Annotated in this window: 16 protein-coding genes, 1 tRNA gene and 1 riboswitch; of the genes, 12 read left to right on the top strand and 5 right to left on the bottom strand. The window is 61.7% G+C overall.

Going from position 1 to position 20,315, the window contains the following annotated elements; all coding sequences use genetic code 11:
• Window positions 1-341 precede the first annotated feature (341 nt).
• The 4 genes from ACIPOO_RS23435 (at window position 342) to ACIPOO_RS23420 (ending at window position 7,998) form a co-directional block, all read left to right on the top strand.
• Window positions 342-1,568: an alkaline phosphatase family protein gene (locus tag ACIPOO_RS23435; protein WP_400610136.1), complete on the top strand. Its 1,227-nt coding sequence runs from the start codon at window positions 342-344 to the stop codon at window positions 1,566-1,568.
• A gap of 472 nt (window positions 1,569-2,040) precedes the next feature.
• A complete protein-coding gene (locus tag ACIPOO_RS23430; RefSeq protein ID WP_400610134.1) occupies window positions 2,041-3,291 on the top strand; it encodes an HlyD family secretion protein in 1,251 nt (416 codons plus the stop codon).
• Window positions 3,288-4,526 (top strand): hypothetical protein, encoded by a 1,239-nt coding sequence (locus ACIPOO_RS23425; RefSeq protein ID WP_400610132.1) that lies wholly within the window; start codon window positions 3,288-3,290, stop codon window positions 4,524-4,526. The genes ACIPOO_RS23430 and ACIPOO_RS23425 overlap by 4 nt, the downstream gene beginning before the upstream one ends.
• Window position 4,527: 1 nt before the next feature.
• Window positions 4,528-7,998, top strand: coding sequence for an efflux transporter outer membrane subunit (locus ACIPOO_RS23420; RefSeq protein ID WP_400610130.1), 3,471 nt, complete (start codon window positions 4,528-4,530; stop codon window positions 7,996-7,998).
• 164 nt (window positions 7,999-8,162) lie between these two features.
• Here ACIPOO_RS23420 and ACIPOO_RS23415 read toward each other — a convergent pair whose 3' ends face one another.
• Together ACIPOO_RS23415 and ACIPOO_RS23410 are read right to left on the bottom strand one after the other, a co-directional pair.
• Window positions 8,163-8,855 carry a sensor histidine kinase gene (locus tag ACIPOO_RS23415; protein WP_400610128.1) on the bottom strand — a complete coding sequence of 231 codons (693 nt, stop codon included), beginning with the start codon at window positions 8,853-8,855 and terminating at the stop codon, window positions 8,163-8,165.
• Window positions 8,852-10,456, bottom strand: coding sequence for a response regulator (locus ACIPOO_RS23410; protein ID WP_400610126.1), 1,605 nt, complete (start codon window positions 10,454-10,456; stop codon window positions 8,852-8,854). The genes ACIPOO_RS23415 and ACIPOO_RS23410 overlap by 4 nt, the downstream gene beginning before the upstream one ends.
• Window positions 10,457-11,707: 1,251 nt before the next feature.
• Here ACIPOO_RS23410 and mqo point away from each other — a divergent pair.
• From mqo to ACIPOO_RS23380, 6 genes are all read left to right on the top strand, one after another.
• Window positions 11,708-13,348 carry a malate dehydrogenase (quinone) gene (gene mqo, locus ACIPOO_RS23405; protein ID WP_400610124.1) on the top strand — a complete coding sequence of 547 codons (1,641 nt, stop codon included), beginning with the start codon at window positions 11,708-11,710 and terminating at the stop codon, window positions 13,346-13,348.
• A 312-nt stretch (window positions 13,349-13,660) separates the two neighbouring features.
• A complete protein-coding gene (locus ACIPOO_RS23400) occupies window positions 13,661-13,876 on the top strand; it encodes a 4-oxalocrotonate tautomerase family protein (protein WP_274134548.1) in 216 nt (71 codons plus the stop codon).
• Window positions 13,873-14,529 carry a DsbA family oxidoreductase gene (locus ACIPOO_RS23395; RefSeq protein ID WP_400610122.1) on the top strand — a complete coding sequence of 219 codons (657 nt, stop codon included), beginning with the start codon at window positions 13,873-13,875 and terminating at the stop codon, window positions 14,527-14,529. Before ACIPOO_RS23400 ends, ACIPOO_RS23395 begins: the two co-directional genes overlap by 4 nt.
• Window positions 14,530-14,581: 52 nt before the next feature.
• On the top strand, window positions 14,582-15,292 hold the full coding sequence (locus ACIPOO_RS23390) for an SDR family NAD(P)-dependent oxidoreductase (protein WP_400610120.1): 711 nt from the start codon (window positions 14,582-14,584) through the stop codon (window positions 15,290-15,292).
• Window positions 15,293-15,403: 111 nt separating this feature from the next.
• Window positions 15,404-15,823, top strand: a complete 420-nt coding sequence (locus ACIPOO_RS23385; RefSeq protein ID WP_400610118.1) for an organic hydroperoxide resistance protein — start codon at window positions 15,404-15,406, stop codon at window positions 15,821-15,823.
• Window positions 15,824-16,085: 262 nt separating this feature from the next.
• On the top strand, window positions 16,086-16,955 hold the full coding sequence (locus tag ACIPOO_RS23380) for an oxaloacetate decarboxylase (RefSeq protein ID WP_400610116.1): 870 nt from the start codon (window positions 16,086-16,088) through the stop codon (window positions 16,953-16,955).
• 103 nt (window positions 16,956-17,058) lie between these two features.
• On the opposite strand, the gene mntP is transcribed toward ACIPOO_RS23380, so the two are convergent.
• The 3 genes from mntP to ACIPOO_RS23365 form a co-directional block, all read right to left on the bottom strand.
• Window positions 17,059-17,622, bottom strand: a complete 564-nt coding sequence (gene mntP / locus ACIPOO_RS23375; protein WP_400610114.1) for a manganese efflux pump MntP — start codon at window positions 17,620-17,622, stop codon at window positions 17,059-17,061.
• A gap of 5 nt (window positions 17,623-17,627) precedes the next feature.
• A riboswitch (yybP-ykoY riboswitch) is annotated at window positions 17,628-17,799 on the bottom strand.
• Between the two features lie 66 nt (window positions 17,800-17,865).
• On the bottom strand, window positions 17,866-18,753 hold the full coding sequence (locus ACIPOO_RS23370; RefSeq protein ID WP_274134542.1) for a DMT family transporter: 888 nt from the start codon (window positions 18,751-18,753) through the stop codon (window positions 17,866-17,868).
• A 421-nt stretch (window positions 18,754-19,174) separates the two neighbouring features.
• Window positions 19,175-19,246: transfer RNA gene (locus tag ACIPOO_RS23365), tRNA-Arg, on the bottom strand.
• Window positions 19,247-19,589: 343 nt separating this feature from the next.
• Between ACIPOO_RS23365 and ACIPOO_RS23360 the strand changes: the two genes are divergently transcribed.
• Window positions 19,590-19,823, top strand: coding sequence for a hypothetical protein (locus ACIPOO_RS23360; protein WP_274134553.1), 234 nt, complete (start codon window positions 19,590-19,592; stop codon window positions 19,821-19,823).
• 60 nt (window positions 19,824-19,883) lie between these two features.
• Window positions 19,884-20,081, top strand: a complete 198-nt coding sequence (locus ACIPOO_RS23355; RefSeq protein ID WP_400610112.1) for a PA3371 family protein — start codon at window positions 19,884-19,886, stop codon at window positions 20,079-20,081.
• The last annotated feature ends 234 nt before the right edge of the window (window positions 20,082-20,315 follow it).

Raw genomic sequence — 20,315 nt, 5'->3', positions numbered from 1 at the left:
GGGACGATTTCTCCCACGGTCTGTACTGCGGCTAACAGTCAGAAGCTGGCTTTTGGTCCCACCCACCCCTTCGAGTCCTACCATACAAGCGGGCTCGCCCGCGAAGGCGGCGGCACGGCTACTAAAGATGCGGCGCCATCCCCGGCCTCTTCGTCGGCAAGCCCTCTCCCACAGAGTGTGTGTCGTGCCACACCCCGACACACACTCACTCATTTGAATGCACGATCCTTCCTCCATCCCTCCAAATATTGGCTATAACCAATAGAGTCCGTTTCATCATCGACAAGGATTCGTCGTCAGCCCATGTCCCTTCCCCCGCGACCTCAAGCATGAGGTTTAACATGTACTCCATCGCCAGGCTCTGCGGCATCGCCTTGCTTCTGGGTTTGCTGGCTGCGCTGCTGCTCAAGAACATGCTGCTGGGCGATTCGGTCGATTTCCATCGGCACAAGGCCCTGCTGATCGGCGTGGACGGGGTGCAATACGAACAACTGAAACAGGCCATCGACGCCGGACACGCTCCGGTCATTGCCGGGCTGCGGCCGATGATGACCTACACCGGCGGGATGGTTGGCACCGCGACCCAGCAAACCACCTTCAGCGGCCCTGGCTGGGCCACCGTGCTGACCGGCGCCTGGGCCGACCGGCACCGGATCGCCAGCAACGACAGCGGCCTGCGCATCAAGACCGACAGCCTGTTCAAACTGATCAGCCTCTCATCCCCCACACGCCACACGGCGAGCATCGTCAGCTGGAACCCGATCAACGATAACTTCGCCGACGACATCTCGGCGGGGTTCATCGAGCTTGGGGTCAAATGCGGTGGCGATGACCAGTGCGCGACCGAACGCACGGTGCAGGAACTGCGCACCGGGAATTTCGACTTCATCTTCGTGCATCTGGACCAGCCTGACGACGCCGGCCACGAGAATGGTTTCGGACCAGGCTATCAGGATGCCATTGCCAAGACCGACAAGCAGATCGGGCTGATCCTCGACGCACTGGGCAAACGCAAGCGCGAGAATGCCGATGAGGACTGGCTGGTAATGGTCACCACCGACCACGGCAGAAGACTGCCGGACGGCTACGATCACGGCGAGCAGAGCCGCAGCGAAAAAACCGCGTTCATCGGCCTGAACAAACCGGCCAACGAACAACTGACCCAGCCCATCTCCGATCCTGACAACCCGGCGCTCAACGGTTTGTACGGCCTGGCCAGCGAGGCGGACGTGGTACCGACCATTCTCACCCACCTGGGCATCAACACCGATCCGCAGCGCTACACCATTGATGGCGTGCCGCTGATCGGTCACGTGGGCGTGCGCCAGTTGGGCGCCAGCCTGAATGCGGAAAAACGCACGGTCGAACTGCGCTGGCGCGTCACCGAAGGCAGCAAGCAGCCGCTGCGCATCTACCGTGCCGGCCAGTTGATCGCCAAACTGACGGACTCCTCCAGCCAGTACATAGACAGCGACCTGCCGCAACCCATCGGCCAGTTGAACTACACCGTGGTGTTCAACGAAGTGCCGGTGTCGGTTCTGGTATCGGACAAGTCGGTCAAGCGCTGAAGCGGCGATAACAAACGGGATCCTTATATTTTTTTCTCCTTTCACTGCGGCGCACAGACCTGAACCGCTACAAGTCCAAGCCACCGACATCCCGGCAGCACAGCAAAAACCCCTGATATTTGAATGGCTTACATGCCGGGGAAAAAACCCCGCACCACCCGTCGCGTCAAAAAAACCCGGCGGATAACCGACGCCAATCTTTAACCGCCCGCAAGCTGTTGACAGTAAAGGCCTTCGCGCATAGTTTTGGGTCAGTGATCGTTTTCTCCTGCCTGGGTCACGCTGCTGCATTTCAACAAGACGGGACGTATCCAGCCTTTTCAGTCCTGCGCTTTCAAGAAGACAAATCCTGTACATCGCCTTTGACCGGGCGACGCTTTTGTATGCCTTGGTTTAGCTGTCGTCTGACCGACGCAGTCACGGCGCGCGCGTGCCTGACTGCCCATTGATGCATGCTCAGCTGGAGTACCGGATGATGACCAATCTGTCGGCGGAGCCGATTTCGATGACCACGGGCAAGCCTGTCAAACCGGGCTTTTTCTCGCTGTCACTGCTGCCCCGGCTGGTCGGGTTCAGCGTGCTGTTTTTCATTGTCTGGCTGCTGTTTTCGACCCTGTTCATGCCGTTGCTGTCGTCATCGGCGACCCGGGCGATTCTCAATGCGCCAGTGATTCTGCTGACCACCCCCATCGATGGCGTGGTCAGCTCGCTGAAGGTCAAGGCCGGCGACACCTTCGACACCGGCCAGACCATCGCCACCATCGAGAACCCCAGGGCCAACCAGGAAACCCTGCTGACCCTGCAGACCCGCCGCCTGACCCTCGAGCAGCAACTGGCCTCGCTGAAAAGCCAGGCCGAGCACGACCAGCAGTTCTACGAGGCGCTGGACAAGACCAGCCAGCAATACCAGAGCGCCTATCACACCCGCCAGCTCTACACCCAGCGCGCCCTAAAGGCCGAAAGCGCGGCTGCCGATTCTCGCCTGCAGGATGCCCAGGCGACGGTGACGCGCAACATGGAACTGTTCCGCCAAGGCGCCGTGAGCCAGGCGGCAGTGACGTCGTCCAAGGCACAACTGGCGTCCTTGCAGGGCGCGGCCGAGTCAATCCGTTCGCAGCTGCGGATCAACAGCGGCGATGTGTCGGCGGCCAGCGAACAGGTGTACCTGGACCCCGACCAGTTGCGCATGTTCGACCTGCAATCGCGCATGACCACCCTGCAACTGAGCCTGGCCAACCAGGCGAAAAACCGCGCCACGCAACAGCAGGAGCTGGACAACCTGAACCGCCTGATCGACACCGAGCAGAACCGGGTCAAGCTGATGGCCGCCTATGATGTGGTGGCCTATGCCCCCGGCACCGTCCAGGAACTGATCGCACCCCAGGGGACGCTGGTGCGTGCAGGCTCGACACTGCTGCGGGCCACCGTGTGCGACCAGACCAACGTGATCGCCGTGTTCCCCGAGCGCATGGCCAGCAAGATCAACCGCGACACAATGCTCGAGGTCAAGGTCGGGGGCCTCAACGAACCGCTCAAGGCCCACGTGGTGCAATTGCTGGCCAAACCGGGCGATGCCCAACTGGCCAATTACAGCGTGCCCTTCCCCTTCGCCGAACAGAATGCGGTGTACGTGGTGGGCGCCTTCGATGCCGACCTTTCGCCCACCCAGCGTGCACGGACCTGCAACCCCGGCAACTGGGTCACGGCCGAGGTCGTGCGATGAAACCTCATTACTGGGCGCTGCTGGCGGCGCTCTTCGTCACGCAGGCGGCGGCGGAGCCGGGCCGGGCGCAGTTGCAGACCATGACCTGCACCGCCCTGGACCAGGCAGTGCAATCACTGGCCGAAGGACCGGTGCTACTGGCCAGCTACCCGGCCTTCGAAGGCCATCCGCCAGCAATCATCGCCTTGCGCGGCGTGGCCTTCACCTACGATAACGCGCTGGCAAGCATTGCCCTGTTCGGCTGCGCAAAACCGCAGTCGGCCCGGCGCATCGCCGACGCATTGGCCTACGCCACCGACAACGACCCGGATTACCACGACGGCCGCCTGCGCAACGCCTACGCCGCAGGTGTGGTGAAACAGCGCGGACCGATCCTGCTTCCCGGCTACTGGAGCCAGGAACGCGGCGCCTGGAATCAGGATGCCTATCAGGTGGGCAGCGCCACGGGCAATCAGGCCTGGGCGGCGCTGGCGTTGCTCGAAGCCTTTCGCCAGACCCGCGAGCAGCGCTACCTGCTGGCGGCTGAAAAGGTCCTGCTGTGGACCCAGCGCAACACCTACGACGCCCAGGCACCGGCGGGCTTCATCGGCGGCTTCTACGGCTACCCGCCCAACCCGGTGCGCCAGGGCTGGAAATCCACCGAGCACAACGTCGACCTGGCGGCAGCGTGGCAAGCGCTACAGCAGATCAAGGCCAGCCAGGACAGCGCGGAGCAGGCGCGCATCGCCCGCCACTTCGTCGACAGCCAGTGGCTGGAAAGCGAAGGCCGCTTTCTCATCGGCACCCTGCCGGACGGCCGCACCGCCGAGCATCAGCGCTCGGGACTGGATGCGCAGATCTGGCCGCTGATTGCCGTCAGCGATCCACCCAGGGACTGGTCGCGAGCATTGGCGTTCATCGATCAGGCCCACCGCTTCGACGCCGGCTACGGCTTCAACCGCAACCCCGACGGCCTGTGGACCGAGGGCACCGCCCAGGCCGCCGCCGTCGCGCAACTGACCGGCGCCAGCGACAAGGCCCGGCCCTTGTGGCCGGTGCTCATGGCCCAGCAGGCCAGCGACGGCTGGCTGTTCGCCACACCCCAGGCGCAAATCAGCACCGGGCTTGCCATCGGCCCGGACTCCACCAGCAACGACTTTTTCTACTACCACCTGCCTCATCTCGGCGCCACGGCCTGGGCGGCGATCGCTGCCAGTGGCGTCAACCCGTTCACCGGCGCTCAAGAGGCTAACTGACATGCACGCCCTCGACGATTTGCAGTTGTGGCAGTTGAACCTCGGCACGCTGGCAATGGTGATTCTGTTCACCCTGCTGACCCGCCGCGACCAGTGGCCGGCCCGCGCGGTGTTCGGGATCATGACCGGCCTGTTGCTCATCAATTACCTGGTGTGGCGGGTGCGCGAAACCCTGCCGGACATCCACGCCGGGTTCGCCACGTTGTGGTCCTACGCTTTCCTGTTCTTCGAATCGCTGGCGATCACCTACACCCTGGTGTCCATCGTGGTGATGCTGATTCGCAGCGATCACCGCAAGAGCGCCGATGCCGGGGAATACCGCCTCCGAGCGGCCGGGCGCCACGTGCCTGCGGTGGACGTGTTCATCTGCACCTACAACGAAGGCCTGGACGTTCTGGAAAAGACCATCATCGCGGCCAAGGCCATGGACTATCCCAATTTCAACGTCTGGGTGCTGGACGACACCCGCCGCGACTGGCTGCGCGACTACTGCCTGGACATGGGCGTGCACTACGCCCGCCGCCCGGACAACAGCCATGCCAAAGCGGGCAACCTGAACAACGGTTTGCGCACCTCGCAGGCCTCGACCAACGCGCCCTACATCCTGGTGCTGGACGCCGACTTCGCGCCCCAGCAGCCGATCCTGATGCGCACCCTGGGGCTGTTCGAAGACCCGAAAGTGGCGTTGGTACAGACCCCGCAGTTCTACTACAACCCCGACCCGATCCAGCACAACCTGGGCTCATCGACCTGCTGGGTCGACGAGCAGCGGGTGTTCTTCGACGTGTTTCAGCCCGCCAAGGACGGTTGGGACGCGGCTTTCTGCGTGGGCACCTCATTCGTGGTGCGGCGCGACCGGATCAACGAGATCGGTGGCTTTCCGACAGGCTCGGTGTGCGAAGACATCTACACCACCTACCGTCTGCTACAACATGGCTACGTCACCCGCTGGCTCAACGAGCGGCTGTCCATCGGGCTCTCCGCCGAAGGCCTGACCGAGTACATCAACCAGCGCGGGCGCTGGTGCCTGGGCACGATCCAGGTCGCGCTGCTGGCCGACGGCCCCTTGCGCGGGCGCGGCTACACGCTCAACGACCGGCTGCACTACATCCACGGCATGCTGCACTGGTTTTCCAAGCCGTTCATCCTGATGATGCTGATCTCGCCGCTGCTCTACTGGTACTTCGGCATCGCGGGGTTCTACGCCAAACCGATGGACTTCCTGGCCTTCGGCATGCCGGCGCTGATTGCGTTCTGGGGATACGGCACTTGGGTCACGGACCGGCGCACCCTGCCGATTTTCACCGAGGTCACGCAGATCGTGGCGTCGCTCGCCGTGACCGCGACCATCGTCAGCGCGCTGATTCGCCCGTTCGGCCGGCCCTTCAAGGTCACCGCCAAAGGGCTGGACCGTACCCAGGCCATGGTGCACTGGAAGCTGTTCGGGTTCTTTTTCTTCCTCACCCTGTTCGCTCAGGTCGGCGCCTTCACGGCGATTGCCACCGCCGACACCTTCGACGGCAACGTGCAGTTCAACCTGTGCTGGACGGTGGTGGCGCTGGTGTACAACGTCGCCACGCTGGTGGCCTGCGTCGATCGCCCGCGATTGCACGGGGAGGAACGTTTCCCCTTCGTCAAACCCGCCGGCTTGCACCTGGCCGGACGCATGTTCGCCGGACAACTGACCGACATCTCCATCAGCGGCGCGTCATTCGCCTGCGCACATGCGGCGCAGATCAGGCCGGGCCTGCGCGGCACGGTGTGGGTGAACAAGGTGGGCCGGGTGCCGGTGGAGGTCAAACGCCAGACCGGCGACGGCCGCCTGGGGCTGCAGTTCGTGGATCTGCAGGAGCCGTTGCGTCAGCGGCTTATCGGGCGCTTGTTCAGCGATGCCAATACCAACGTCGCAGGTAGAGCCAAGCCTGCGGTGGCGTTCAGCAGCCTGTTGCGCCGCTCGTTGATCGGCGAGAAGCAGCCGCGCAAGCCGGTTCGCCCGCGCAGGTCTCGCCAGCCCGGGCGTTTCGTGCAGCGCCACGGTTCGATGATCGTGGGTGTGCTTGCCTTGCTTCTGCTCGCCGGCTGCTCGCTGGAACCTACCTACGAGCGCCCCGACGCGCCCATCGATCAGCAATGGCCGAGCAACGCGCAAGGCGGCGCTGGCGAGGCGAAACTGGCGTTCGAGGAAGACTGGCACCGGTTCATCACCGATCCGCGCCTGCGCCAGGTGATCGAGCTGGCGCTGGAGAACAACCGTGGGTTGCGTCAGTTTGCGGCGTCCGTCGAGGAATCCCGGGCAGAATCCGACGGCGCCCATGCCTCGCTGTTTCCCTCCATTGGTATCAATACCTACGCCGGGCGCAGCAAGATCCCACCGCTGGTGCGCACTCAGAGCGGCGGGGTGAGTTCGGGCAGTATCGACAACACCTTCCAGGCCACCGCCGGTTTTACCTCTTACGAACTGGACCTGTTCGGGCGCCTGCGCAGCCAGCGCAATGCTGCTGACGCGCGTTTCGAGGCCAGCGAAGCGGACTACCAGACCGCGCGCCTGGCGCTGATCGGCGAGGTGGTCAGCACCTGGCTGAGCCTGAAAGCCAACCAGACGCTGCTGGACCTTGCCCAGTCCACCTTCCAGTCCCAGGAGCATTACGGCCAGTTGCTGCGCAGCAGCTACAACCTGGGCTCGACGGCGCGCATCGATGTGCATCAGGGCGATGCCATGACCAATACCGCCGCAGTGCAGGTCAACACGTACCGCATGAAAGTCGCGCAGAACCTCAATGCCCTGCGCGTGCTGGCGGGGCAGCCGGTGCCTGAATCGCTGCTGCCTCAAGGGGATCTGGCCAAGACCCTGGCCACAGCCGATGTACCGGCTGGCCTGCCGTCGAGCCTGATCCAGAGACGCCCCGACATCATGTCCGCCGAGGCGCTGTTGCGCGCCTCCAACGCCGACATCGGTGCGGCGCGCAGTGCGTATTTCCCGACGCTTTCATTGACCGGCGCACTGGGCAGCCTCAGTGGCGATTTCTCCAGACTGCTCACCGGCCCTGCCGAGTTCTGGCAACTGGCGGCCGCCGGCTCCATGACCCTGATCGACGGCGGCCAGCGCCGCGCCGTGGTCGACGCCAGCCATGCGCGCTACGACGCCAACCTTGCGGCTTACGAAGGCACGGTGCAGAACGCGTTCAGGGAAGCGGCCGATGCGCTGAATGCCCGGCAGGAAATGCTCGCCCAGGTGGCGGCGCAGAAACGTCTGGTCGAGGATTATCAGGAGGCCTGGCGCCAATCGCGGCTGCGTTTCGAGGCGGGAATGGACAGCTATTTTTCGACCATGGACGCACAGCGCTCGCTGTTTGCAGCGCAGCAGGAGTGGCTGACGCTGGAACTGGCGCGGCAGGTCAATCAGGTGAACCTGTACAAGGCGCTGGGTGGCGGCTGGAGCCCACCAAAGATGAAGGTCGCCCAAGCCAACTGACCCCACCTATCCCCCGTAGCAGCACGGCTTGCCGGCGATGGCGATCTTGCGCACGCAGTCGCGGGCAAGCGCGCTCCTACGGTATCGGGATCAACCCTATCCGTAGCAGTCCGGCTTGCCGGCGTCAGCGCCCGTGAGATCGCCATCGCCGGCAAGCCGGACTGCTACGGCAGATAGATGCTGAACAACCCGCCGCCCAGCTCGCCGCCGTTGGCGATTTCGATATGCCCCGGCACGCCCTGGCGCTGGTGCTGCCGCGCGATATTGGCGGCGAAGTACAGGCCCAGGCCCGTGCTGCCGCTGCTCTGGTTGATCCCGAGCACGTAGTCGGTCTGGTTCTCGATCATCTTGGCAGGGAAACCGGGACCGTCGTCGTTGACGCTGATGACCAACTGCTCACCCACCTGCCCCGCCGTGATCAACACTTCACTGCGCGCATAGCGAATGGCGTTGATGACCACGTTCGACACCACCGAGCCGATCAACTCGCGGTCGAAGAAGCCCGGCAGGCCGAAGTCGTCGACACTGTAGCGGGCGCTGATGCCACGGCTGGCGAGCACTTCCTGATGGAAGGCCAACTGCGCCTCGATGAAGTCATCCAGCTCGTGGTAGTCCGGGCGCAATGGCAACTGGTTCACGCCCAGTTTGTACAGCCCCAGTAACTGCACCAGCATGCCGTTCAAATGAGCGAACTCGTAGTCGATCACGCCCTGCTCGGGGGTGCCGCGCTGCGCTTCGGGCAATTTCTCCAGCCACTGGCCGTGGGCCTGGATCAGCGAGGCCAGGGAATTTTTCATGTCGTGCACGGTGGAGGCAATCACCATGGAAAAATCCAGCCCCTGATCCTGATCCTTCATTCGCCGAATGCCCTGATGCGCAGTTTCTGGTAGCGCTCGTAGCGCGGGTCGGTTTCGGGCATCTTGCCCACCATCTTCAGGCTGTTCTGACACTCCGCGAGGCTGGCCGCATCCAGGTTCTGCACGCCCATGTGCAGCAGCGACTGGGCCATGTTCAGGGCAATACTGATGTTCTTGGGTTGCAGCGCCAGGCCCTTGCGGAACAGGTCCTGGGCCTCGCCCAGCTTGCCCGCGCGATAGGCGCGAATGCCTTGCATGTTCAGGTCGATGGCGGCCTTGCCGGCGCTGAGGATGTCCGGATCGTCGGTCTGCTTGGCAATGTTCTGCATCACCACCGGGTCATCACCGTAAATTTCCGCACAGCTTTTCAGGATGCCCGCACCCGCGGCTTCCTGCCCCAACTGAGTCAGTTGCGCGGCCACGGCCAGCGCTGCATCGGCGCTCAGGAACTGCTCCATACCGTCGAGCCGGGCCATGGCCTGCTCGGTGAGTTTGGCGGCCATTTCCGGGTCGGAGCTGGCAACGCTGGTGGCCTTCATCAGGCGCGCGCGTACTTGCAGTCCGGCGTCGTTGGTGTGTTCCTTGGCAACTTCGCTCAGGGTCTGGTTGATCTCCACCCGGGTGCGCGCATCCAGCCCGCGCTCGCCGCCACGGCTGATCAACGCCTGGGCAAGACCCAGGTTGGTTTCCGGGTCCTTGAAGCGCGAGAACTGGCCCTGGGAAACCGCCTGACGATAGGCCTTGGAGGCTCCGTCAAAATCCTTGTTCTCCAGCGCCAACTGACCCAACAGCCGCTGACGACGGACCGCGTAAGGCGACAGGCGCACCGCTTCTTCAAGCATCTTCTGCGCACGCCGGCGATCACCCAGGGCGATCAGCACATCCGCCAGACCGTCGAACAGCACGGGCATGGCGTTGAAGGTACGAATCGCCTCTTCATAGACCGCCTGCGCCTCGGCGTTGCGACCACGCTTGTGCAGCAGTTTGCCCAGCGCAGAAAACGCCCAGGGTTGCGGACGGTCGGCCAGGATCGATTTGAGAAAGGCTTCCAGCGGTTCGTGCTGGTTCAGGTCACGCAGGGCGTCGGCCTTGTAGCGCAGGCACAACGGTGCGAAACGCGGATCTTGCTTGGTCAGGTTCACACAGGCGGCAAGCACTTCAGCCGGCTTGCCGCGATCCAGCGCCTGCAGGATGGGTTTGAGCAGGTTCTTGCGCTGGACGATCTTTTCCAGACGCTGGGCCAGGCTTGCGCGGTTGAACGGCTTGGTCAGGTAGGCATCGGGTTCCCACTCCAACGCACTCATGACCATCGCCTGGCTGTTCTCGGCGGTGACCATGACGAACACGCTTTCATGGCTGATGAGCTTGTCGGTCATCAGGTCTTCGAGGACCTGCTGGCCGTTCTTCTTGCCATCGCCCAGGTTGAAATCGTGCAGGACGAAGTCATAGCGCTTCTGCGAGCACATCTTCAGCGCCTGTTCGCCGGTATCGGCGGTGTCCACTTCCTTGACGCCCAATTCACGCAGCATCGACCTGACCGAGCTGCGAAAATCGGAGAAATCATCGACGATCAGAAAGCTTTTTTGGTTCCACGCCAGCATCGAGATTCCTGTCACGGGAGAAAAAATCAGCCCAGAGGCAACGGCACAACGGGTCGACATCGCCGCCCCCGATTTTTGCGGGGCAAATGATAGCCAACCACCACCGGCCAGCAAGCTATTTCACATCGGCGCCGGCCACTTTGGGTGCGGCAAGACGCCGCTTAACCGCGTTATCGGCGGCGCAGGGGTAAAGCTTAGGTGATGGCAGGGGGAAAAATCGAATGCCACAGGGGTGTTTGCCTGTCATGCGCGATGGCACGCCCCCGTAGCAGCACGGCTTGCCGGCGGGGGCGATCTTGAGGCCGCCATCGCGGGCAAGCGCGCTCCTACAAAAGCGCCGCAGATCATCCGTAGCAGCACGGCTTGCCGGCGGGGGCGATCTTGAGGCCGCCGTCGCGGGCAAGCGCGCTCCTACAAAAGCGCCGCAGATCATCCGTAGCAGTCCGGCTTGCCGGCGTCGGCGGTTTTGGAGACGCCGACGCCGGCAAGCCGGACTGCTACGGGACAGAGTAAAACCAGGCTTTTGATTTTGATCTTGGTGCGCGGTGGTACAGGCGCCGCCGAATGCGACGTCAAGGCGCCAGGCCGAGCGCAGGCGTCGTGTAGGGGGATGAGCGGCAGGAAGCCGCGAAAGCCGTGCGGGCCAGGGACGGCCCATCACGGCGTGCCCCCGGAACGGCGCCGGAGGGAGGGAAGTCCGAAGGACCCCAGCCTGTCGCAATGGCTTTGCCTACTTTCCCCGTAAGGAAAGTAGGTCGCCCGTAAGGGGCGAAACCCTAAAGCCCAACCACCGCCATAACGGATATACACACAATAACGGCGTCACCCCAAGACGCGGAGCGTCTAATCAGCCGTCACCACGCAGAGAGTGGGAACGATCATAAGCAGGCGCCAGAGCCATTCCTTCGCCACCTGTGACACATTGGCTAATTGACTAATTCGTCACATGTTTTGTCGTAAATCACATTTAAGGTACAATCCGCGCCCGCCGCACCCATCTGGACCTGATGACCGGACCGTGCGGCGGTTGTACTGTTTACTCAAGCTGCTGATTCCAATGATCTAACAACAAGCCAGCGCGGAGGGACACAGAACTCGAGGAGCGTTTATCGCCCTTGAACCCTACCTCCTCGCCCGTCGGGCGCGATACCGGACTTGCGTCAACGTCAGTTGCAAAACGACGTGACACTCCCCGGAATCGGCCCCCATAAAAACGGCAGGCGGATAATGTTCGATCAACTGGATAACACAATGCTGAAAAAGACGAGCAAGGCGCTGCTGGGGCTGGCAGTTACGCTGGGCATGCTTCAGGCACACGCCGCTGAAGCCAAGAAAGTGGATGTGCTGCTGATCGGCGGCGGCATCATGAGTTCGACCCTGGGTGTCTGGCTCAACGAGCTGGAGCCGGGCTGGTCGATGGAAATGATCGAGCGTCTGGACGCAGTCGCCGAAGAAAGCTCCAACGGCTGGAACAACGCCGGTACCGGCCACTCGGGCCTGGCAGAGCTGAACTACACCCCGGAAGACAAAGACGGCAAGGTCAACATCTCCAAGGCGATCGAGATCAACGAAGCCTTCCAGGTGACCCGTCAGTTCCTGTCCTGGCAGGTGCGCAGCGACGTCCTGAAGAACCCGCATTCGTTCATCAACTCCACTCCGCACATGAGCTTCGTGTGGGGCGATGACAACATCAAGTTCCTCAAGAAGCGTTACGAAGCGCTGCAGGCGAGCCCGCTGTTCCGCCCGATGCAGTACTCCGAAGACCCGGCGCAGATCGCCAAGTGGGTCCCGCTGATGATGGAAGGTCGTGACCCGAACCAGAAGCTGGCGACCACCTGGACGCCAATCGGCACCGACGTCAACTGGGGTGAAGTCACCCGTCAGTACGTGTCGTCCCTGCAGACTCGCCCGAACTTCAAGCTCAAGCTGTCCAGCGAAGTCAACGACATTACCCGTAACGCCGACGGCTCCTGGCACGTCGAGTACAAGAACCTGAAGGACGGCACCAGCAGCGCGACCGACGCCAAGTTCCTGTTCATCGGTGCCGGCGGTGGCGCACTCAAGCTGCTGCAGAAATCCGGCATTCCGGAAGGCCGCGACTACGCAGGCTTCCCGGTTGGCGGTTCGTTCCTGGTGACCGAGAACCCGACCGTTGCCATGCAGCACATGGCCAAGGCCTACGGCATCGCCTCCACCGGCGCGCCGCCCATGTCGGTTCCGCACCTGGACACCCGCGTGCTCGACGGCAAGCGCGTGATCCTGTTTGGCCCGTTCGCGACCTTCTCCACCAAGTTCCTGAAAGAAGGTTCGTACCTGGACCTGTTCAGCAGCATGACCACCCACAACTTCTGGCCAATGACCAAAGTGGGCATCGAGCAGTACCCGCTGGTCGAGTACCTCGCCGGCCAACTGATGCTGTCTGACGACGACCGTTTCAAGGCCCTGCAGGAATACTTCCCGCACGCCAAGAAAGAAGACTGGCGCCTGTGGCAAGCCGGTCAGCGCGTACAGATCATCAAGCGTGATGCCGAGAAAGGCGGCGTGCTGAAGCTGGGCACCGAAGTCGTCTCGTCCCAGGACGGCAGCATCGCCGCTCTGCTGGGTGCATCGCCAGGCGCCTCGACCGCCGCGCCGATCATGCTCAACGTGCTGGAAAAAGTCTTCAAGGACAAGGTTGCAACCCCTGAGTGGCAAGCCAAGATCCGTCAGATCGTTCCAAGCTACGGCACCAAGCTGAACGACTCCCCTGCCGCCGTTCAGCAGGAGTGGAACTACACCGCTGAAGTCCTGCAACTGGACAAGCCGCCAGTGATCGACCAGAGCGTCGGCACCAGCACCGCGACCCCAGCCACGCCGGTTGAAAGCAAGCCTGCGAACGACATGGCGCTTTAACAGGCTCCATCGTTGACGCTGTAAACAAAAAAGCCACGGGATTTGAACCCCGTGGCTTTTTCGTTTGTGATGCCCCTACCCTAAAATTGCAGCCGCCTACGTCCCGTAGCAGCACGGCTTGCCGGCGGGGACGCCCTCGAGGTCGCTCCGCCGGCAAGCCGTGCTGCTACCTGAGCGATCGCGACGGGATTTATTACACGGCATCACAAATGAAGTACCCGCCCCCGTATTTATCCGCTTCACGCAACTTTCTAAAGTCCACTCCACCTGCTGACCGATCACCCCGACCGGTCAACCTCTGGAGTTGCACTCATGCCTTTCATCAGCGTTCGCATCACCCGTGATGGCGTTACCAAAGAACAGAAAGCCCAGGTCATCGCCGAAATCACCAAGACCATGGAAACCGTGCTGGGCAAGGACCCGCACCTGACCCACATCGTGATCGAGGAAGTGGACACCGATAACTGGGGCTACGCTGGAATCACCACCACCGAGTACCGCAAAAACCTGACGCAGGCCAAATCGTGACCGTCGCCGTCAGCGTCGACTTCGTGTCGGACATCGTGTGCCCCTGGTGTGCGCTGGGCGCTACCGCCCTGGAACAGGCCATCGACAACCTCGCTGGCGAAGTGACCGTGGAGCTCTCGTACAAACCCTTCGAACTGAACCCGGACATGCCGGCTGAAGGTGAGCACGCGGTCCAGCACATGATGCGCAAATACGGCCGCACGGCTGCCGAAGTCGCTTCACGCAACGAGATGGTCATCGCCCGCGGCAAGGCGCTGGGCTTTGACTTCGACCTGGAAAAACGCAGCCACTTCTACAACACCTTCGACGCCCATCGCCTGCTGCTGTGGGCTGCGGGAGAAGGTCGCCAGGTCGCGCTGAATAAAGCACTGCTCAAGGCCTACTTCACCGACGGCCAGAACCCCAGCGACCTCGAGACGCTGGTACGCCTGGCGGGTGAAACCGGGCTGGACACCGCAGCCGCCCGCGAGGTGCTGGCAAGCAACCGGTTCGCCGAGGAAGTCCGGGAGCTGGAAGGCTTTTATCAGGCGCGCGGGATCACTTCGGTCCCGGCGATGGTGCTCAACGGTCGTCAGTTGGTCACCGGTTCTCAGTCGGTCGAGTACTACGAACAGGTCCTGCGGGAAATGGCGCAAACGCCTACACCGGCCTGAAGCCTTACCCCATTCGTTCAATACGCATTCTTACGTTTAAAGAGGATTCATCATGAGCAATTCGAAAAAAGTCGTTGTGGTCACTGGCGCATCCCAAGGTCTGGGTGCAGGCATCGTCGCGGGCTTTCGCAAGCTGGGTTATCAGGTGATCGCCACCTCCCGTTCGATCAAGCCTTCCACCGATCCGGACATCCTGACCGTGGCCGGTGACATTGCTGACCCGGCCACCGCCGAGAAGATCATCCGCGAAGGTGTGGCCCGTTTCGGCCGTATCGATACGCTGGTCAACAACGCCGGGATCTTCGTGGCCAAGCCCTTCACCGAATACAGCCTGGACGACTACGCCCAGATCGTCGGCACCAACATGACCAGCTTCTTCCGCATGTCGCAGCTGGCCATCGCCCAGATGGAAAAACAGGGCGGCGGCCATGTGGTCAGCATCACCACCACCCTGGTGGACCATGCGGTTGAAGGCGTGCCTTCGGTCATGGCTTCCCTGACCAAGGGCGGCATGAACGCGGCGACCAAATCCCTGGCCATCGAATACGCCAAGCGCGGCATCCGGGTGAACGCCGTTTCCCCTGGCATCATCAAGACCCCGATGCATGGCGAGGAAACCCACACGGCCCTCGGCGCCCTGCACCCGGTCGGCCACATGGGCGAGGTAGAAGACATCGTTGGCGCCGTACTGTACCTGGACAGCGCGAACTTCGTGACGGGCGAAATCCTGCACGTCGATGGCGGCCAGAGCGCCGGGCACTGATCGGACACGTCCGATTCGACAAACCCGAAAAGCAGGCAACACTTGAATCGGCCCGGTAAGCGGGCCGATTCCTCATTGAATGGCACAAGGCACTACTAATAGGGGCACATCATGAGCAAAAATCTGGACAAAGTGCTGTACACCGCCAGGGTCCACACCGATGGCGGACGCGACGGCGCTGCCGCGAGCGACGACAATCGCCTGAACATCAAGCTGTCTTCTCCGGGCGCCAAGGGCGACGGCACCAACCCCGAGCAACTGTTCGCGGCGGGCTGGTCGGCCTGCTTCATCGGCGCCATCGGCGTGGTCACGCAGAAGATGAAAGTGGCCATGCCCGCAGACACCAGCGTCGATGCCGAAGTCGACCTGGGCACCAACGAAGGCGGCTACCTGATCCAGGCCCGTCTCAAGGTCAGCCTGCCAGGGCTGGATCGTGAAACCGCGCAGAAGGTCGTGGAAGCGGCGCACCAGGCCTGCCCGTATTCCAAGGCGACCCGCGGCAACATCAATGCCGAAGTCACCCTGGCCTGACCGAAACCGGCGGCCATCCCAACCAGCTTCCCGAACGTCGGGCGGCTGGTTTTATTTTTTGATAGGCAGCTGGAAATTGTCGGCAAAACGCCCCGAAACAGTGCAAGAAATAACGATTCAGCGGCCATATCCTCGGCATCATGTGCGGTGCGCATACCCCATTCCCAAACGACATAACCCAGGGTTTACAGGCGTGATAGTCTCGCCGCACCTATGAGCATATGAAATGGCGTCAACGATGATCGCCAGTACAGGAAACGTCATGTCCAGAATGTCCCACACCGCGCTGCGCCGTAATTTCCGCGAGCTTCTCGCCTCCAACAAGTGCTTCGACACCGCCTCCGTTTTCGACCCGATGTCTGCGCGCATTGCCGCTGACCTGGGCTTCGAAGTCGGCATTCTCGGTGGTTCGGTCGCCTCGTTGCAGGTGCTGGCCGCCCCGGACTTCGCCCTCATTACCTTGAGCGAATTCGTCGAGCAGGCCACCCGCATCGGTCGCGTTGCGCAACTGCCGTTCCTGGCGGACGCCGACCACGGTTATGGCAACGCGCTGAACGTCATGCGCACCGTCGAAGAACTGGAGCGCGCAGGGGTTGCGGCGCTGACCATCGAGGACACCCTGCTGCCAGCGCAGTTCGGGCGCAAGTCAACGGACCTGATTTCCATCGAAGAAGGCATCGGCAAGGTCAAGGCGGCCCTGGAAGCGCGCTGCGATCCGGAACTGGCAATCATTGCCCGCACCAACGCCAACGTGCTGTCGGTGCAAGACCTGATCGAACGCACCCAGGCCTACGAAAAGGCTGGCGCGGATGGCATCTGCATCGTCGGCATCAAGGACTTCGAACACCTGGAGCAGGTGTCGGCCAAGCTCACCGTCCCGCTGATGCTGGTGACCTACGGCAACCCGAAGCTCAACGACTTCGAACGTCTGGCCAAGCTGGGTGTGCGCATCATCGTCGCCGGCCACGCGGCGTACTTCGCCTCGATCAAGGCCACCTACGACTGCCTGCGCGCCCAGCGCCAGGTCACCCACAGCACCGAAAACCTCAGCGCCACCGAACTGACCCACACCTACACCTTGCCTGAAAACTACGTGGCATGGGCCGAAGAGTTCATGGACGTCAAAGAGTAACAGCCCCAAGAGCGGTGCCCTCCCCTGGCACCGCTTCCCTCCCGCAAAACCCCACGCTCCCGTAGCAGCACGGCTTGCCGGCGGGAGCGATGTCAGGGCTGGCTCAGGCGCTCAGGTGTTCGTAGAGAATCGTCGAGCCCACCAGCATCAGCACAATACCGCCGACGATTTCGGCGCGCTTGCCGACCACTGTGCCAAGCACCCGACCCAGCATCACGCCCAGGGTGACCATGACCGTGGTCGCAAGGCCGATGGCACCGGCCGCCACCAGGATGTTCACGTTGACGAAGGCCAGGCCCACGCCCACCGCCAGCGCATCGATGCTGGTGGCAAACGCGGTGATCGCCAGAATCACGAAGGAATGGGAGTCGGGTTTTTCCTCCTCTTCGTCATCGTGCTTGATGCCGTTGTAGATCATGTGCAGGCCCAGGATCAGCAACAGCGTAAAGGCGATCCAGTGGTCCCAGTTCTCGACGTACTGAGTGGCCACTTGACCGATACCCCAACCCACAACCGGAGTAATGGCTTCGATCACACCAAAGATCAGGCCGGTGCGCAGCGCTTCGCTGAAACGTGGTTTGTGCAGGCTGGAGCCTTTGCCGATGGCCGCCGCGAAGGCGTCCGTGGACATGGCCAGGGCGAGGAAAATCAGGGAAATGGGATTCACGGTGTACTTCCAGTCGGGCTATAGAGACAACGACGCAACCACACGCCCGACTTTAGGCATGGATGCATCGCTGGTCTCGCCAACCGAAAGGTGTTCGCGCCACGGCATGAAGCCGAGAATGTTGACACGAACGCTCATGACCAAGGCCTGAGCAGGCTACTCCCCAACAACGGTGGCCACTATAGCGGCTACGATGTGAAAATTATATGACCTCGATAGATTTTCGTGGTTATGGCTATCGGCTTAGCTCTTCACCTTGGCCGCATACAACCCACCGGCAATCACCAGGCACGCGCCGATGATGGTCCAGTTATCCGGCAATTCGCCAAAAACCAACAGGCCGATCAGCGTGGCAAACAACAGCAGCGAATAGTTGAATGGCTGCAGGGTCGATGCCGTGGCGTAGCGTAACGCCTGAAGCAACAAGAGCTGAGCCACCACGCCGGTCATCGACAGAATCCCCAGCAGCACCCACTCCGTCCCCGTTGGCGTCACCCACAACGGCAACCCCAGCACCGTCACGGCAATTGCACCGATTACGCCCATGTACAGCATGTTGGTCGCGAAAGAGTCGTCCTGGCTGATGCGCCGGGTCAACACGCCGAAAAACGCGAAACCCAGGGCCGAGATCAGCGGAATCAACGCAGCCAGCTCGAACACCCCGGTACCCGGCCGCAGGATCACCACCGTACCGAGAAAACCCACACCCGCCGCGAGCCAGCGTCGCAGCCCGATGTACTCCTTGAGAAACAACCCGGCCAACCCCAGCGTCATCAAGGGGAACACCGCATACAACGCATGCATCTCCGCCAGCCCCAGGTAACGCAAGCCGATGCCGAACAGCACGATATCCCCTACCCCGAGCAAGGCCCGGATGATTTGCAGAAAAGGATGACGGCTCCGGCTGGCGTTTCTTACACCGCCACGATAGGTGCAGTAGGCAATGGCGAACAGCAGGAACACCCAGTAGCGCACCATCACCAGCTGCATGATGGGCAAGTCCCTGACCAGCACCTTGGTGATCCCGTCCTGGGCGGCAAAAATCAGCATCGACAGCAGGCACAACAAGATACCGAGTTGAGGTCTCGCAGCTTCATGGGCGCGCGCAGCGCCTTGCAGCGGAGTGCTCATAGAGGGTCAGTCCAGTGGCGGGTTTTGGGGTAGGTCGCAGGTGGTCACAGCTGCCGGGCATTTAAGCCAGAAAAGCGCGAGGGATGCATGTCTGGTAACGACGTGAAGGCGTCGGTGGTGGCCATGACTCACCGCCTGTGAAGCATTACCGCCACAAGAAAAAAACCCTTGGCCTCCCGTAGCAGCACGGCTTGCCGGCGGGGGCGATCTCAAAATCGCCTTCGCCACCAAGGCGGCTCCCACAGGATCGAGGTCAGCCATACCCGTAGCAGTCCGGCTTGCCGGCGTCGGCGATCGTGAATACGTCCCCGCCGGCAAGCCGTGCTGCTACAGGATGGAGTGGGTGTTTTGTGCAGACGCGACGTCAAGGCGCCAGGCCGAGCGCAGGTGTCGTGGAGGGGGAATTGCGAAGAAAAGGATATGTCCCCTGCAGGAATCGAACCTGCATCTAGCCCTTAGGAGGGGCTCGTTCTATCCGTTGAACTAAGAGGACGTAACGTCTGTAGCCTGAAACATGCCGACCGAACCGCTGAGCATGCCTGTCGGCGTCAGCGGGACGGCGAGCATGTTAACGGTAAGCCTTTGTTTTGTCATGTCGTCATTGTCATTTCAAGCTGTAGCCTCTTTCCCACGGACGCCCCCGCCCGAGCATCATCATGCAATTTGCAATGCACCACATTGATATCATTGCAAAGTGCAATCCAAACCCGCGCAAATTCATTCGTAAACCATTGATTTTATTGATTATTTTTTCACTAAAAAGCTGGCATGCAGGCTGCATTACTCCTGTTCGTGCAAATCCCCTTCAAAATCAATTCCAAGCGAAGGTAACCGACATGAACATGACTCTCTCGCTGTTGAATGCTGCGGCCCTGGTCGCTCTGGTGGCCTTTCACTTCCACGATGCTGGCAGCAAGACCGAGACAGTCGCCGTTCAGGCACAGCCTCATTATCTGATCAAGCAGGCGCCTCGCTACGCTGCAATGCCAAGCCAGCATTCCGACGCCATGCTGGCCAACGATACCGATGAAGCTATTCCTGTCGACCGCTCCGAACGCTGGGTGTTCTGATTTTTTACCAGCTGAAGCGGATTTGCCTGCTTTTCACTGACTACGACTACGAGAACCGCCATGTCCAAAGCAGCATTGTCCTTCTTGATTCTGAGCATCATGGCCATCGCGACGGATCAATTGCTCCCGACATCGATGGACACCCTGGGCACTATCGCCAAGGTTTCAGCAGGACTGTTCGCCTGCCTGTTCATGATGGCGTTGATCGTGGGACGCCGGATCAAGTTCGACCCTGTACTGCGCCAGGCCAAGCCGTGATCCACGGCGCTGCCATCTGCTACGCTTTTTTCAACTCGATCTGAGCTGCTTTCCTACACCCGCGCCCTACGCACCCGCCTGCCCCGCCCGAAGACCCTTCGTCTCTTTCTTGAGCCTGTGCTCGTATTTTGACCCAGACGCTTCTACTCTGAAGACAGATAGCCATCATGGCGCAAAGCCGCGTCTACGGCGGTTATCGCCTGGAATGTGGCAACCGGGAACTTTGCAAACCAG

The organism is Pseudomonas sp. NPDC090201 (assembly GCF_044746825.1).
In the GTDB taxonomy this organism is placed as follows: domain Bacteria; phylum Pseudomonadota; class Gammaproteobacteria; order Pseudomonadales; family Pseudomonadaceae; genus Aquipseudomonas; species Aquipseudomonas putida_AD.
Note: the sequence above shows the minus strand (reverse complement) of the source record. Positions and strands in the feature narration are given on the sequence as shown.

Coding starts and splice junctions, on each gene's coding strand:
- ACIPOO_RS23385 (WP_400610118.1), top strand. CDS start 15,404: ATGAGCAAAAATCTGGACAAAGTGCTGTACACCGCCAGGGTCCACACC.
- ACIPOO_RS23430 (WP_400610134.1), top strand. CDS start 2,041: ATGATGACCAATCTGTCGGCGGAGCCGATTTCGATGACCACGGGCAAG.
- ACIPOO_RS23400 (WP_274134548.1), top strand. CDS start 13,661: ATGCCTTTCATCAGCGTTCGCATCACCCGTGATGGCGTTACCAAAGAA.
- ACIPOO_RS23360 (WP_274134553.1), top strand. CDS start 19,590: ATGAACATGACTCTCTCGCTGTTGAATGCTGCGGCCCTGGTCGCTCTG.
- mqo (WP_400610124.1), top strand. CDS start 11,708: ATGCTGAAAAAGACGAGCAAGGCGCTGCTGGGGCTGGCAGTTACGCTG.
- ACIPOO_RS23425 (WP_400610132.1), top strand. CDS start 3,288: ATGAAACCTCATTACTGGGCGCTGCTGGCGGCGCTCTTCGTCACGCAG.
- ACIPOO_RS23380 (WP_400610116.1), top strand. CDS start 16,086: ATGTCCAGAATGTCCCACACCGCGCTGCGCCGTAATTTCCGCGAGCTT.
- ACIPOO_RS23355 (WP_400610112.1), top strand. CDS start 19,884: ATGTCCAAAGCAGCATTGTCCTTCTTGATTCTGAGCATCATGGCCATC.
- ACIPOO_RS23415 (WP_400610128.1), bottom strand. CDS start 8,855: ATGAAGGATCAGGATCAGGGGCTGGATTTTTCCATGGTGATTGCCTCC.
- ACIPOO_RS23435 (WP_400610136.1), top strand. CDS start 342: ATGTACTCCATCGCCAGGCTCTGCGGCATCGCCTTGCTTCTGGGTTTG.
- ACIPOO_RS23370 (WP_274134542.1), bottom strand. CDS start 18,753: ATGAGCACTCCGCTGCAAGGCGCTGCGCGCGCCCATGAAGCTGCGAGA.
- ACIPOO_RS23420 (WP_400610130.1), top strand. CDS start 4,528: ATGCACGCCCTCGACGATTTGCAGTTGTGGCAGTTGAACCTCGGCACG.
- ACIPOO_RS23410 (WP_400610126.1), bottom strand. CDS start 10,456: ATGCTGGCGTGGAACCAAAAAAGCTTTCTGATCGTCGATGATTTCTCC.
- ACIPOO_RS23390 (WP_400610120.1), top strand. CDS start 14,582: ATGAGCAATTCGAAAAAAGTCGTTGTGGTCACTGGCGCATCCCAAGGT.